The following is a 13,788-nucleotide window of genomic DNA, read 5'->3' on the forward strand; positions in this document are numbered from 1 at the left end:
TCGACGGGGCGGACTCGGCGGGTGAGTACGGCTGGAACAACAGGCTTTACGGGCGATATGCCCGATCAGCGGGAATCGGTTACGGCGCGGGTTGCTGCGGGAACAGCGGCGGCAACGTGGGGACCACGACCGGCGGCAGGCCCGGAATGATGGTGAAGGTGTTGGGACCGGGCGCGGGCGGCGCCGCCTCGGTGGTGGTCGTCGCCTGGCGCGGCGGCGGGGCGGCCAGCGACTCGTTGGTGGCGTCGCTGGTGGCCGGGGGCGCGGTGGTGGCCTCGACCGCGGGCGTGCGCGTGGTCGTCGGGGGAACCGAGCTGGACGCGGCGTCACTGCTCTGCGAATCGTGTTCCAGCACTTGCGGACCCCAGCCGATGGAGACGCCGATGGCGGCCACCACGACCAGTGCGCCGACCGCGACCCCGGCCACGCTGATCTCGCGGCGGCGGCTGAACTTCTCGCCCGGGCCGGTCGTCGGATCGGTGCGCCGCGAACGCCAGGACGGCGCGGCGGGCGCGGGCATCGGCAGCGCGTCCTCGAAGGCGTTCGGGAACGGCGTGTTCGCCGCGCGCTGGCGCACCGGGCGCGCCAGCAGGGCCGCGCCGCGGGTGGCGACGCTGCCCGGACCCGGCGCAACGATCACCGGAACGCCCAGCCAGCGACGCAAAACCCTTGCCACCAGGGGAATCTGGGCGCAGCCACCGATCAGGGCCACGGCCTGGACCGGCTGCTCCGACCGCAGGATGACATCGCGGGTCATGCGCGCCGAGGATTCGACGGCCAGCATGATCAACGCCTCGAAGTTCTCCTGCGACAACAGCACCAGGCCCTCGGTGGAGGGCAGCGCGACGGCGCTGCTGCTGGAGAGCTGCTCCTTGGCCTGGCGGCACAGCGAATCCAGCTCGGCCAGGCCGGCCGCGTCCGGCGGATGCGCGATCCGGCCGGAGGCGATCTGCTGTTCGCGGATCAGCGAATCCAGGTAGTCACCGCTGATGTCGCTGGTGCGCTCGGTGATGTTGATCTGGCGCGAACCGGTGTCGACCACGCTCACCGACAGCCCGGACGCGCCCAGGTCGTACAGCGCCACGGTGCCGTATCCCTGCAGCTCACCGGAGTATTCCAGAAACTCCAGGGCGGCAACGACATCCGGGATGAGCTCGTAGTTGGTGAACTGCCTGCGCGCCATCTCGGCGCGGATCGCGCGGGCGTGCTGCTCGTCGCGGTAGGCGATGGCGGTGGCGACGATGTGCGGATCGGCGGCCAGGATCGACCCCACGGCGTCGGCCGCCAATTCCTCGACCCGGCGCGCACCGACCGGAACCGCCTGCACGTCGAAATTCTCGGCGGTGGGGTGCTCGGGGGAGTTCGCCAGCGGACGCGCGACGCGAACGGCGCCGGACCCCACCGAAACTCCCAAGACCGAACTCATCTGCTGCCCATTTCGTTGCCCCGCTCACCGAACCGCGAGCGGCCCGGGGCCACCTGCGAATCGCCCGCGGAACAACCGGGCGCGGAGCGGTGGAACCACAACATCACGATGTGGTCACTGTACCTGTCGGGGCCACCTTACGACGTGCCGAGCGTTACGTACACCCGCAAGCGGGCAGACCGGACGCGAGTTACCGTGCCGGGACCCGGAATACGCGTGCGATCGTCCCCGCGAAGGGCAGGGACGAGGCAGTTCAGTTGCCGCTGACGGACTGGAAATTCAGATACGCGCGCGACGGAGTCGGGCCGCGCTGGCCCTGGTACTTCGAGCCCGCCGCCGCCGAGCCGTACGGGTGCTCGGCCGGGCTGCTCAGCCGGAACAGGCACAGCTGCCCGATCTTCATGCCCGGCCACAGGGTGATCGGCAGGTTCGCCACGTTCGACAGCTCCAGCGTGATGTGCCCGCTGAAACCCGGATCGATGAAGCCCGCCGTGGAATGGGTGAGCAGGCCGAGCCGGCCCAGGCTCGACTTGCCCTCGAGGCGACCGGCCAGATCGTCGGGCAGGCTGCACACCTCGAGGGTGGAGCCCAGCACGAACTCACCCGGGTGCAGCACGAACGGCTCGCCCGGGGTCGGCTCCACCAGCGTGGTCAGCTCGTCCTGCCGCTGCGCGGGATCGATATGGGTGTACCGCGTGTTGTTGAACACCCGGAACAAACTGTCCAGCCGCACATCGATACTCGACGGCTGCACCAGCGTGTGGTCGAACGGGTCGAGCCCGAGACGCCCCGCGGCGATCTCCGAACGGATGTCGCGATCAGAAAGCAGCACTGGGATATCTTGCCCTCCGCTTCGCTGCGGGCGGGCCGCGGCCCCTGAAGTCTCGTTCTTCCCTCCCTCCGCTCCTCCGCTTCGCTCCCCCGCTCCGCTCAGTCCAGAACGAGACGGGCCGCGGCCTTGCGGCCGGTGGGCGGGGAAGGGACGCGGCCTGATGGGGACGCGGCCTGATGCGCAGGTGGCCTGATGCGGAGGTGCCACACCTTTCGGGTCTGGGTGCCGAGGCGGCGGGGTGGGCGTGGCGCCCACGGCCAGGGTGCAGCGGGCGCGAGTGGTCTTGGGGCTATTCCTTCTCCAGGGTGGGGCTTTCCTTGTCCGAGGTGGGGCGATCCTCGGGGGCGGAGTCTTCGAGGGCCGGGGGTTCCGCGGAGTCTTCCAGGACCGTGGCTTCGGTGGCTTCGACCGATTTGTGGGGGCGGCTGCCCCAGCCGGCGTGGGCCTCGGTGCGCATGCGCTCCACCATGTGGGGGTAGTGGAGTTCGAAGGCGGGGCGTTCGGAGCGGATGCGGGGGAGCTCGTAGAAGTTGTGGCGCGGGGGCGGGCAGGTGGTCGCCCACTCCAGGGAGTTGCCGTAGCCCCAGGGATCGTCGACGGTCGCGAGCTCGCCGTAGCGGTAGCTCTTGAAGACGTTCCAGACGAACGTGATCATCGACAGGCCGAGCACGAACGAACCGACCGTGGAAATGGTGTTCAGGGTGGTGAATCCGTCGCTCGGGAGATAGTCGACGTAGCGGCGCGGCATGCCCTCGTTGCCCAGCCAGTGCTGCACCAGGAACGTCAGGTGGAAGCCGAAGAACGTGGTCCAGAAGTGCAGCTTGCCCAGGCGCTCGTCCATCATGCGACCGGTCATCTTCGGGAACCAGAAGTAGATGCCCGCGAAGGTCGCGAACACGATGGTCCCGAACAGCACGTAGTGGAAGTGCGCCACCACGAAATAGGTGTCGGACACGTGAAAGTCGAGCGGGGGCGACGCGAGCACCACGCCGGACAGACCGCCGAACAGGAACGTCACCAGGAAGCCGATCGACCACAGCATGGGCGTTTCGAAGGTGAGCTGCCCGCGCCACATGGTGCCGATCCAGTTGAAGAACTTCACCCCGGTGGGCACCGCGATGAGGAACGTCATGAGCGAGAAGAACGGGAGCAGCACCGCGCCGGTGGCGTACATGTGGTGCGCCCACACCGCCACCGACAGCGCGGCGATCGAGAGTGTCGCGTAGACCAGCGTCGAATAGCCGAACAGCGGCTTGCGACTGAAGACCGGGAAGATCTCGGTCACGATGCCGAAGAACGGCAGCGCGACTATGTACACCTCGGGATGGCCGAAGAACCAGAACAGGTGCTGCCACAGCAGCACCCCGCCGTTGGCCGCGTCGTAGATGTGCCCGCCCAGGTGCCGGTCGACGGCCAGTGCCAGGAGCGCGGCGGTCAGGATCGGAAAGGCCAGCAGCACAAGCACACTCGTCACCAGGATGTTCCAGGTGAAGATCGGCATGCGGAACATCGTCATGCCCGGGCAGCGCAGGCAGATCACCGTGGTGATCATGTTGACGCCGCCCAGGATCGTGCCGACGCCGGAGACCGCCAGGCCCATGATCCACAGGTCGGCGCCCACGCCCGGGGAGTGCGTGAAGTCGCTGAGCGGTGTGTATCCGGTCCAGCCGAAATCGGCGGCCCCGCCCGGGGTGATGAAGCCGGCCGTGGCCATGGTGGCGCCGAACAGGTACAGCCAGTAGCTGAAGGCGTTCAGGCGCGGGAACGCCACGTCCGGTGCGCCGATCTGCAAGGGCAGCACCGCATTGGCGAATCCGAACACGATGGGGGTGGCGTAGAACAGCAGCATGATCGTGCCGTGCATGGTGAACAGCTGATTGAACTGTTCGGCCGAGAGGAACTGCATCCCCGGGCGCGCCAGCTCGCTGCGCATCAGCAGCGCCATGAGGCCGCCGATCAGGAAGAACGTCATCGCGGTGCAGAGGTACATGATCCCCAGCACCTTGGGGTCGGTGGTCGTCACCGCCTTCCACAGGAAGGAGCCCTTCGGCCCCATACGGGGCGGATAGGGCCGCGCGGCCTTCAGCTTCGGGACATCCTGCGACGGCACGGCGGTCATGTGTCCTCCTCGACCCCCGAACAGGAGACCGAGACACACGTCAGCTAACCCTCAGCGCACCCAAAGTCCCTGTGGTGGACGGGCTTTCAACCCTGCGAGCCAGTGTAAGACCGAGACGAAACCGAACCCCCTACTTCGGCGAAACAACTCACCCGCCCCCGGCGCGCCGCCCCCGACACGACCTGCTCCCGGCCCAGCGCTCCGAGTCGCCCGCGCCCCCTCTGCGCCCTCCGCCACCCTCTGGACCAGCTTCGACGCGTAAAGAGTTGCGTTCCGCGTCCCCGCGTCTGATAGAGTCGCGGACGCGTCCAGACGCACATGCCGATGTAGTTCAATGGTAGAACTTCTGCTTCCCAAGCAGATGGCGCGGGTTCGATTCCCGTCATCGGCTCCACCGGATACACGCCCCGGCCAGGATTTCCCGGCCGGGGCGTTTTCCATGGATCGGCACTTCGCTGTACGCGACACCGAATGAGTCGTAGCCTCGGGCTATGGGTCTGGACTGCGGAGAACGCGTGCGGAACGCACGCAAACGGAGCGGGCTGACGCAGAGCGAATTGGCCGAGCGATGCCCGGATGTCTCACTGTCACAGCTGCGCGCGATCGAACGCGGCGAATACAACCCGCGGCAGTACGCCCTGCGGCAAATGGCCGTGGCCCTGCGGGTCCGGACATCGACCCTGGCCGACGGTGGCGACGCCGAGTACGCCGACGTCGAAACCGAGGCGGCCTGGACCTCGGTGCGCCGCGCGCTGATCGGGCAATTCCCGGAAGCGGACGGCCCCGCCTCGGTAATCGGGGTGCGCACCGATCTCGAAAGCCTGCGGGGAATGCTCGGCACGCACCGGTACGGCGAAGTCGCCGCCCGGTTACCGGGACTACTGCGCGATACGGACGACATCGACGGCCAGGGGCGCACGATTCGATCACGTGTACTGAATCTGACCGGGTGGATGCTGACGCAATGCCGCCAATTCGACTTGGCCGAGGCAACACTCGATCGCGCCATCGACGCGTCCGAGGATCGTATGGACGCCGGAGCGGCGGCGAACACCCTGGTGTGGGTTCTGCTGCGGCAGGGGAAGATCGCTCAGGCCCGGGACACGGCCATTCGATGGGCGGATGAGATCGAACCGCGGTTCTCGCGGGCGACGACCGCCGAGTTGTCGGTATGGGGCCGCATGTGGCTGTACGTCGCGAACTGTTCCCTGCGCGACAACGCGACCGGCGACGCCGAGGACGCGATGAACCTCGCACGCGCGGCGTCCGCCAGGATCGGCCAGGAGGTGTACACCGACGCGTCGACCGTGCGCACGTTCGGCCCGATCACCGTGGCGCACATCGCCGCCGAAGGCTACGCCCTCGAAGGCAGGGCAGCGCTTGCGCTTTCGATCGCCGAGCAGACTCCGGTGGCAACGCTGCAGCCCGTCGCGGCCAGCCGGCTTCGGCATCGGCTCGACGTCGCCAGTGCGCACAGCCAACTCGGGCAGTACGGCGAAGCCATGGCGGTGCTACAGCGGACGTGGAGCGACGCGCCGGAATGGCTTGTACAGCAACGGTATGCACGTGACGTGATGTCGTCGATCATCACCAAGCGGCGCACTTTGACGCCGGAGATGCGCGATCTCGCGGACAAGATTCGTTTGGAGTACTAGTTCACATTCGTCCCAGGAATGACGCTTTCGGCTGACAGGAGCCGGAAGCGTCATTTTCTTGGATGCCCCCTGATGCGAGCCTTTTTCCAGCGCCCGGTGCCGAATCGGCAAACCGCCTCGGACCACTCGTCGGCGCCCGCATTCCCAAGGATCGGAGGGCACCGGATATGGAACTGATTCTCTCGGCCGCAGTGATCGCCATCGCGACGATCCTCGCCGCACTGCGTTCTGCCGGATCGAGCGCCGCCGCGCACTCCGCCGGGACGGGCCGCCATCGCGCGGCCGTCTCGGTGGACGACATCCGCGCACGGCTCGCCGCCGAGGCCGAGCGCCTCCTCCCTGCCGGGAGGTGGTGAGGATGCGATCGGCGATCGGCTACCTGCGCAGCGACCTGGCCGGCGCCCGGCAGCGGCGACACGAGACCGAAATCCGTTACGCCGCAGCGATGGCGGGATACGACCTGCGCAAGATCGCGGCGTTCAGCGACAGGACCGACGACCGCATCCATCGCATCCGGGTGATGCTGGACCGCCTGGGCGTCGACGCGGTCATCACCCCGAGCCTGGACCACCTCGAGTCCGCGATCGTGCCCACGGCGCTGACCGAGGTCGCCGACGTTCTCACGATCGAACCCGCGCGCACCTATCCGCGGACACCGCCGACGACCACGACGGAAGGCTGAGGGTCATGGACAAGACGAACGCCGATCAGCCGGTCTCCACGTTCGCGTGCTCGCCGGACCTCGCGGCCCTGATGACCAAAGCCGAGGACATCGCGGTCGCGGGGAGCGCCCCGAACATCGGCGTCGAGCACGTCCTGTTGGCGATGCTCGCCGACCCGGGCCTCATCGTCCGGGCCGGGCTGGCCATCGCCGACGATCCGCGCGTGGTCTTCGTGCGCCTCGGTCAGGCAGCCGCCCGGGGAACCGTCAGCGCCCCCGTCCCGAAATCCGATATCAATTCTCGTATTTCATACAAAGGCGACCATTCCGACTTGGTTGTCGAGCGTCCCGGAGACATTCTCGGCAACCGATGACATAGCGTGCCAACCTTCGTTTCGCCGCTTGCGGCGCGCCGAGCACCGTCGATACTTTCTCCCCAACGGCGTTCGGATTCTGCATCGGCCTACCGATTCTCGATCATCGGAGCTGTTCCGGACGCACCGACCGGTGCGGGTCTCGGCACTCTTTCGTATGTGCTCGCCACATGGTCGGCCGATTCGATACCGGTCTCAGGCCGACGGCCGGGCGACGTGCCCGACGGCCGTTCGGCGATGCGCCAATTCGAGAGAGAAGCCATGCACCGATTCCGCCCGACCGCGCGTACAACGGGCAATTCCACCGCACTGCTGGGCGTGCTCTGCGCCCTCACCGCCTGCGCGACGACGACCGAATCCACCCGGACGAGCACCACCGCTCCCCCGGCCGCGCCGGCCGCGATCACCACCACGTCCGCACCCGCCGCACTGCCCGCACCCGCCACGCAGGCGCCCGGGACCGCCGCACCGACCACCTCCGCACCCGCCGTAGCGCCCGCCGCCCTCATGCCGAGCGTCGTCTGCATGAACCTGCAGGCCGCACAGGACACCATCCAGGAAGCGGGCGTCTTCTTCTCGCGATCGAAGGATGCGACCGGCGCCGATCGCAAGCAGATCCTCGACAGCAATTGGGTGGTCGTCGCCCAATCTCCGGCCGCGGGAACACCGTTCACCGAGGGCGAGGCCGTGCTGTCGGTCGTCAAGATCGGTGAGCCGAGTCAGTGCTGACCGGGTGAGATGACCCGGTTCGTGCGCCCCGTCCGCCGGGCGGGCGGGGCGCACGGTCACGAACTCAGGAGCATTCCTTCACCACGCGGGTGGCGGCGGAGGCGGCCTTGCGGAGATCGTCCATGCTCAGGCCCAGTTCGGCGGGGTTGTTCGTGTTGCCCTTCTCGATGATCTTGGTCAGGCCGTTCTGCGAAAGGTCCTCGTCCACATAGATTTTCGCGACGCAGTCGGCGGTCTTCGCGTCCAGGCCGCCCTTGTCCTGCAGGGACTGCGAGATGATCGGGACCGCCAGCGCGCCCGACGGGACCGCGCCCGGTGTGGTGGCGTCGGACTTCGTGGTCGACTTCGGAGCCGAACCGGAGGTCAGCGGGGCCGTGGTGGCGCCCGGGGACGTGGTGACCGGAGCGGAGCTCACGGGCGCGAGAGTGGTGGGGGCGGTGGACGACTCGTCCGTGCCGCAGGCCGCCAGCAGCGGGAGCGCCAGCAGCGCCGCCGCGAATACAGATTTCCGCATAACAAGTTCCTAGCTCTGTCGGATGACGGAGGGGGTGTCTCCGATGACGGACCACGCCGTCACCCGAGACTGCCCCCCGCCCCTTGCGATCCGACAGGGAACCGCTTAAAACCCAGGCGGGGCAGCGCCTGTGCCGTCCCCGACCGCCGAGCCTGCCCCCGGGTCAGCGCCCTACTTCAGGCACTCGCCCACGATCTTATTCGTCGCCGAGCGCGCCTTCTCGGCGTCGCCGGAGGTCATACCCATGGATTCCGGATCGGTGGCCGAGGCCGCCTTGGCGTCGTTCTTGATCATCAGACGCAGCCCGTCCTGCGAAATCCCCTCGTCCACATAGATCTTCGCCGCGCAGTCGGCCAGCTTGGTGTCCTTGAGGCCGCCGTCCTGCAGCGCCTTCGACACCTCCGCCGCGGTGACTGCCGGAGCCTTGTCGTCGTCACTGCCGCAGGCGGCCAGCAGTGGCAGGGCGACGAGCGCGGCGGCGATCAGGGAAATGCGCACGGGTTCCTCGATTCTCATGAACGGTGGGGCTGAGTGCCGCAGGAACGATCTCACAGAACCGGGGCATTGTGCAGCGCTCATCGAAAGCGGTGCTCGGCGCGGGTACGGGGCGATGCTCGGCGCGGGTCCCGAGCCACGCCCGACACCGGCCGAAATCCACAATTGGCCGCCTGCCAACGACTGTTAGGGTCGATCCACCGCCATACGCCCAGGGGAGTCGAGATGACCGAGCTGAACCATTACCGCACCGGCAGCGGCGAGCCCCTGGTGCTCGTGCACGGCGTCGGAAGTCGCTGGCAGGTCTGGGAACCCGTCATCGACACCCTGGCCGCGGCCTACGAGGTCATCGCCGTCGACCTGCCCGGCTTCGGGGCCAGCGCGCCGCTGGCGCACACCACCGTCTCGACCCTCGCCGACGCGCTGGTGGACTTCCTCGCCGCGCGGGGCATCGACTCCCCGCACCTGGCGGGCAATTCCATGGGCGGCGGCATCGCGCTCGATCTGGCCGCGCGCGGCGTCGCCCGCTCGGTCACCGCCTACTCCCCCATCGGCTTCTGGGATACCGCCGGCCGGGTGTGGTGCCAGCAGGCGCTGGGCCGCGCCAAGAACCTGAGCACCCTGCTGCGCCCGATCGCCCCGGCCATTCTCGGCAACACCGCCGGGCGCACCGCGCTGACCAGTCTGGTGTTCGGCCGGGCGTGGGCGCTGGAACCGCGCGTCGCGATCGAGACCGTCGAAGGCCTGCTCGGCGCGGAAGGGTTCGACCCCGCGCTGGCCTCCTTCACCGGTTTCCGGCTGCCCGATCCCAGCGCGGTCGACCACCTCCCGGTGACCATCGCCTGGGGCAATCGCGACATACTTCTCACGTACGCCACCCAGGCCCGCCGTGCCCGCGCTCTACTGCCCGGCGCCCGGCACGTCACGCTGCCCGGCAGCGGGCACACACCGTTCTACGACGACCCGGACCGCTGCGCCCAGCTGCTGCTGGATCGGCGGGGATGAGCGAAGGAACTGCCGTGAGCACCAGCGATTCGACCAGCAGCACTCTCGAGAACAGCGCGGCGGGCACCGGCGCGCCCGCCGCCGTCACCAAGAACAATGTGTCCCTGCGTTTCGCGGGCGATCGCGCCTACGTGTGCCTGGATCGCCCCGACAAGCACAATGGCCTGACCCTGGACATGCTGCGCGAACTCGTGCGCGTCGCCGGAGTCGTCGAGCAGCGCAAGGACATCCGCGCCGTCATCCTGACCGGCAACGGACCGAGCTTCTCCTCCGGATTGGATATCGCCAAGGCAATGGGCGATCCGGTGGCAATCGTGCGCGGATTCATCCCGCTGCCGTGGCGCGGCACCAATCTCTTCCAGGAGGCGTGCTGGGCGTGGCGCCGGCTGCCGCAGCCGGTCATCGCCGCCGTGCACGGCCGCTGCTACGGCGGCGGCCTGCAGATCGCGCTCGCCGCCGACTTCCGATTCGTCACGCCCGACGCCGAATTCGCGGTCATGGAGGCCAAGCACGGGCTCATCCCCGACATGACCGGCGCGGCCACACTGTCCCGGCTGATCGGCCTGGACCAGGCCCTGCTGCTCACCATGACCGCCGATCCGGTGGACGCGGCGTACGCCGAGCGCATCGGCCTGGTGACCGAGGTGCACGCCGACCCGATCGCCGCCGCCGAACGACTCGCCGACCGCATCGCCGCCCGCCCGGCACACACCGTCGCGAGCGCCAAGCGACTGTTCGATCGCAGCTGGGAGGCAACGATTCGACGAACTCTCGCAATCGAACGCGCGACACAGCTGCCTTTGATCGTCCGTCAGGCCCTGAGTCGTGGTACGAAATAACGATCCGAGCCAACCCCCGGCAAATACCCGGTCTCGATCTGACGGAGACCCGTTCCGCTGTTAGCATTTTCACACTTTGCCAGCGAGTCGAGCACTTTGTGCGACCCGTCACATACCGTGTGGTCGCGCATTATTCGGCGAGAACCGGAGGGCCCACGCAATTGACCAAGACCGCCCCCCTGCTGCTGTCCGCGATAGCAGGCGCCACGGCCTTGCTCCTCACCGTGACATCTCCGGCAGCGGCCAACCCTAACGCCATCAACCCGATTCCGGTGCTCAACGGCACCCACGGGCTACCCCAGTTGCCCGGACGGTCCAAGGCCGTCTTCCAGGTCACCGGGATGGCGAGCCCGAACAACACCCAGACCTACAACGTGCTGGGCACCGACCTCGGCATCATGTGGGACAACGGCCACGGCGAGATGCTGACGACCTTCGGCGACACCGCCGGGCTCGGCTTCCCGAACCTGCTGGTCGGCAGCACCTGGGCCTGGCGTTCCAACATCCTGGTGCGCTCGCACACCCAGGATCCCGCCAACGGCATCTACTTCGACAGCGTGGTGCGCGACGTCTTCGGGCAGGCGCGGGATCTGATCCCCAGCCCCAAGATTCCGTTCCTCGAGATCAGCCGCATCCCCACCGCGGCCATCTCGGTCGGGGGCACCCAGTACATGAGCCTGATGTCGGTCAAGACCTGGGACGACGTCGGCGAGTGGACCACCAACTTCTCCGGCCTCGCCGTCTCCGGCGACAACGGCGAGAACTGGGTGGAACTGCCCGGCACCCGGCGGCCCGACGAGGGCGGCAACGGCAACTTCCAGATGAACTCGTTCGTCAAGGCCGGCGGCTTCGTCTACGAGTACGGCACCGCCTCGGGGCGCAACAACCCCGCGTACGTCGCCCGGGTGCCCGAGGCCGCCATCGGCGATCTCGGCGCCTACGAATACTGGGTCGGCGATCAGTGGAAGCGCGGCGACGTGGACGGGGCGACCCCGGTCATCGGCGGCGGCATCTCCGAGATGTCGGTCATGTGGAACGACTACCTCGGGCAATACATCATGCTCACCACGGACCCGTGGAACTCGGTGGTCATGTACCGCGCACCCAGCCCGGAAGGCCCGTGGGGCGGACCCGAAGTGCTCATCGACACCCGGGAACTGCCGACCGCGTACGCGCCGTCGATCTTCCCGTACCAGACCGGGCGCGACCTGTACTTCCTCACCACCGTGCACAGCCAGTACAACGTGATCCTGATGAAGACCCAGCTCTGAGGCTGCGGCGCTGAGACATTCGGCCGCGAACACCGCCGGTGTTCGCGGCCGTTTCGCGTCCGTGCCCGCCCCGGGGGCCGTCCCGCGGCAGCGGTGGCGGCCGCCACCGTTCGGCGGCGCCGCCGCGCCCATAGACTCGGACCCATGGATGCCGCCGCGTGGGACGAGTTCTACAGCCGCACCGAATTGGTGTGGGGCGCACCGCCCGACGACACCGTCGTGGAACAGGTCTTCGGGCTCGAACGCCGGTTTCCGGACGGCCCGCACGCGGTCGGCGAACCGCGGCCGGAACTGCCGCGCGCGCTCGACCTGGGCTGCGGCGAAGGCCGCAACGCGCTCTGGCTCGCCACCCACGGCTGGGCGGTGGACGCCATCGACTACTCCCAGGCCGGGGTCGACAAGGGCCGCACGGTGGCGTCCCGCCTGTCGCGTTCGGTGCGCAGCCGCATTCGGTGGCACTGGGCCGACGTGAACGAGCTCGACCGCGCCGGGATCACCGGCCCGTACGAATTGATCCTGATCGCGCATCTGCACCTGCCCGCCGAGCAACGCCGCGCCCTGCTGCTGCGGGCCGCCGATCTGCTCGTGCCCGAGGGCGTGCTGGTGGTGCTGGGCAATGATCCCGCCAACCTCACCGAAGGCCATGGCGGCGAACAGGATCCGGCCCTGCTGTTCACCCCGGACGACATCGTCGCCGAGCTCGGCCCGGCGCGCGACGACCTGGACATTCGGGTGGCGGAGCGGGTGCGGCGCGCCACCGAGAACCGGGACGCCATCGACTCGCTGGTGGTCGCGACCCGGCCCGGCCCGCCGCCGATCCGGGACGACGCCGAACTCGAGGGACTCGGGGTCGACGGGCCGGACGAATCGGCCGCTCCGCCGCGCTGAGGTCGAGCGCGCAGCTCGGGCGCGGTCACCGAGCGGGCGCCGCCACCCGAGGGAGGGCGGGTCCGCCGCGACGGGTGAACCGCTAGCGGATCCAGCGCTCGAGCCACGGCTCGACGGTCGCGACGATCTCGTCGAAGCCCGCGCGATAGGAATGCGCCTGCCCGGCGACGACGTGAACCTCCGCCGCGTCGGCCGCGTCCGGGATGCCGAACGGGTCGCGCGCGCCGTTGATCACCAGCACGGGGATGTCCCCCGGCGCGAGCAGTTCGTCCCGCCGGGACTTCTCCGGCTTCCCGGGCGGATGCAGCGGAAACGACAGCGCGAGAACGCCGCGCGCCCCGGCGTCGCGCGCGGTGCGGCAGGCCACCCGCGCGCCGTTGCTGCGCCCGCCCTGGATCAGCGGGACGCCGCGGAATTTCTTGCGCAGCGCCGCGATGATCTCCAGCCAGGCGGCGTCCTGCGTCTCCGCCTTACCCGGTGCGCGCCGGCCCGCCACCCGGTACGGCTGCGTCACCGCGGCCACGGCCCCGCCCCGCGCCACCGCTGAATCACGAACGGCGAGAAGATCTTTCGCGTCGACACCGCCCCCGGATCCATGGGTGAGCACCAACAGGAACGCGGGCCTGCTCCGGCCCGTCCGCTCGATGTCCACCTCGGCCGGTCCGGCCGTCGTCTCGATGCGCATGAGCGCACCGTAGCCAGCCGCCCCGCACCCGCCGCGACGGCACACCGCGCGTCCCCGCCGAAAGCTCATAGCCGCCCGGTGCGTCCCGTGAGGAACGTCGCTAGCTGCGATAACGGGATCGGTACGCGCCCAACGGGTTCGCTATTGATCAGCAAACTGGGTGCTTCTGGTCACATTCGGCCCCGATCACCTTGGCCACCGCCCTACCGGTCGGTAACATGGCACATAAGTTACCCGTCAGTAGCGCTTCTTTACGGTGTCTACCCGATGGGCCTAATGGGCGGGAACGGCAACC

The 13,788-nt window shown here is 68.6% G+C and carries 15 protein-coding genes and 1 tRNA gene; 10 read left to right on the plus strand and 6 right to left on the minus strand.

All coding sequences use genetic code 11. The annotated features are described in order from the left end of the window. Positions 1–79: 79 nt before the first annotated feature. The 3 genes from ACFVBH_RS31550 to ctaD all read right to left on the minus strand — a co-directional run bounded on the left by ACFVBH_RS31550 (position 80) and on the right by ctaD (position 4,377). Positions 80–1,426 (minus strand): Hsp70 family protein, encoded by a 1,347-nt coding sequence (locus tag ACFVBH_RS31550; protein WP_379007243.1) that lies wholly within the window; start codon positions 1,424–1,426, stop codon positions 80–82. Between the two features lie 253 nt (positions 1,427–1,679). Then, the gene (dcd, locus tag ACFVBH_RS31555) at positions 1,680–2,258 is read right to left on the minus strand and encodes a dCTP deaminase (RefSeq protein WP_354990923.1); all 579 of its coding nucleotides are present in this window, start codon (positions 2,256–2,258) and stop codon (positions 1,680–1,682) included. A 289-nt stretch (positions 2,259–2,547) separates the two neighbouring features. Further along, on the minus strand, positions 2,548–4,377 hold the full coding sequence (gene ctaD, locus ACFVBH_RS31560; protein ID WP_379007246.1) for a cytochrome c oxidase subunit I: 1,830 nt from the start codon (positions 4,375–4,377) through the stop codon (positions 2,548–2,550). Positions 4,378–4,697: 320 nt separating this feature from the next. On the opposite strand from ctaD, the gene ACFVBH_RS31565 reads away from it, so the two are divergent. From ACFVBH_RS31565 to ACFVBH_RS31590, 6 genes are all read left to right on the plus strand, one after another. Beyond that, a tRNA-Gly gene (locus ACFVBH_RS31565) sits at positions 4,698–4,771 on the plus strand. A 97-nt stretch (positions 4,772–4,868) separates the two neighbouring features. Further along, positions 4,869–6,032, plus strand: coding sequence for a helix-turn-helix domain-containing protein (locus ACFVBH_RS31570; protein WP_379007249.1), 1,164 nt, complete (start codon positions 4,869–4,871; stop codon positions 6,030–6,032). Between the two features lie 167 nt (positions 6,033–6,199). Beyond that, complete coding sequence (locus ACFVBH_RS31575) at positions 6,200–6,388, plus strand: hypothetical protein (protein WP_379007251.1); 189 nt, start codon at positions 6,200–6,202, stop codon at positions 6,386–6,388. 2 nt (positions 6,389–6,390) lie between these two features. Continuing rightward, the gene (locus tag ACFVBH_RS31580; RefSeq protein WP_354990919.1) at positions 6,391–6,714 is read left to right on the plus strand and encodes a hypothetical protein; all 324 of its coding nucleotides are present in this window, start codon (positions 6,391–6,393) and stop codon (positions 6,712–6,714) included. Positions 6,715–6,719: 5 nt separating this feature from the next. Continuing rightward, positions 6,720–7,067: a hypothetical protein gene (locus tag ACFVBH_RS31585; protein WP_379007255.1), complete on the plus strand. Its 348-nt coding sequence runs from the start codon at positions 6,720–6,722 to the stop codon at positions 7,065–7,067. A gap of 261 nt (positions 7,068–7,328) precedes the next feature. Further along, positions 7,329–7,796, plus strand: a complete 468-nt coding sequence (locus tag ACFVBH_RS31590; protein WP_379007258.1) for a hypothetical protein — start codon at positions 7,329–7,331, stop codon at positions 7,794–7,796. A gap of 64 nt (positions 7,797–7,860) precedes the next feature. Here ACFVBH_RS31590 and ACFVBH_RS31595 read toward each other — a convergent pair whose 3' ends face one another. Together ACFVBH_RS31595 and ACFVBH_RS31600 are read right to left on the minus strand one after the other, a co-directional pair. Further along, complete coding sequence (locus ACFVBH_RS31595) at positions 7,861–8,310, minus strand: hypothetical protein (protein ID WP_379007261.1); 450 nt, start codon at positions 8,308–8,310, stop codon at positions 7,861–7,863. A gap of 171 nt (positions 8,311–8,481) precedes the next feature. Beyond that, positions 8,482–8,808, minus strand: coding sequence for a hypothetical protein (locus tag ACFVBH_RS31600; protein ID WP_379007264.1), 327 nt, complete (start codon positions 8,806–8,808; stop codon positions 8,482–8,484). A 222-nt stretch (positions 8,809–9,030) separates the two neighbouring features. Between ACFVBH_RS31600 and ACFVBH_RS31605 the strand changes: the two genes are divergently transcribed. The 4 genes from ACFVBH_RS31605 to ACFVBH_RS31620 all read left to right on the plus strand — a co-directional run bounded on the left by ACFVBH_RS31605 (position 9,031) and on the right by ACFVBH_RS31620 (position 12,808). Continuing rightward, entirely contained in the window at positions 9,031–9,810 is a 780-nt protein-coding gene (locus ACFVBH_RS31605) for an alpha/beta fold hydrolase (protein ID WP_379007266.1), read from the plus strand. A 14-nt stretch (positions 9,811–9,824) separates the two neighbouring features. Further along, positions 9,825–10,649 (plus strand): crotonase/enoyl-CoA hydratase family protein, encoded by an 825-nt coding sequence (locus ACFVBH_RS31610; protein ID WP_379007268.1) that lies wholly within the window; start codon positions 9,825–9,827, stop codon positions 10,647–10,649. Positions 10,650–10,810: 161 nt separating this feature from the next. Beyond that, positions 10,811–11,920 carry a DUF4185 domain-containing protein gene (locus tag ACFVBH_RS31615; RefSeq protein WP_354990912.1) on the plus strand — a complete coding sequence of 370 codons (1,110 nt, stop codon included), beginning with the start codon at positions 10,811–10,813 and terminating at the stop codon, positions 11,918–11,920. 144 nt (positions 11,921–12,064) lie between these two features. Next, positions 12,065–12,808, plus strand: coding sequence for a methyltransferase domain-containing protein (locus ACFVBH_RS31620; RefSeq protein ID WP_379007272.1), 744 nt, complete (start codon positions 12,065–12,067; stop codon positions 12,806–12,808). An 82-nt stretch (positions 12,809–12,890) separates the two neighbouring features. Here the strand turns inward: ACFVBH_RS31620 and ACFVBH_RS31625 are convergent, their stop codons facing one another. After that, positions 12,891–13,493 carry an alpha/beta family hydrolase gene (locus tag ACFVBH_RS31625; protein ID WP_379007275.1) on the minus strand — a complete coding sequence of 201 codons (603 nt, stop codon included), beginning with the start codon at positions 13,491–13,493 and terminating at the stop codon, positions 12,891–12,893. Positions 13,494–13,788 lie beyond the last annotated feature (295 nt).

This window comes from Nocardia sp. NPDC057668, from assembly GCF_042799795.1.
Lineage (GTDB): Bacteria > Actinomycetota > Actinomycetes > Mycobacteriales > Mycobacteriaceae > Nocardia.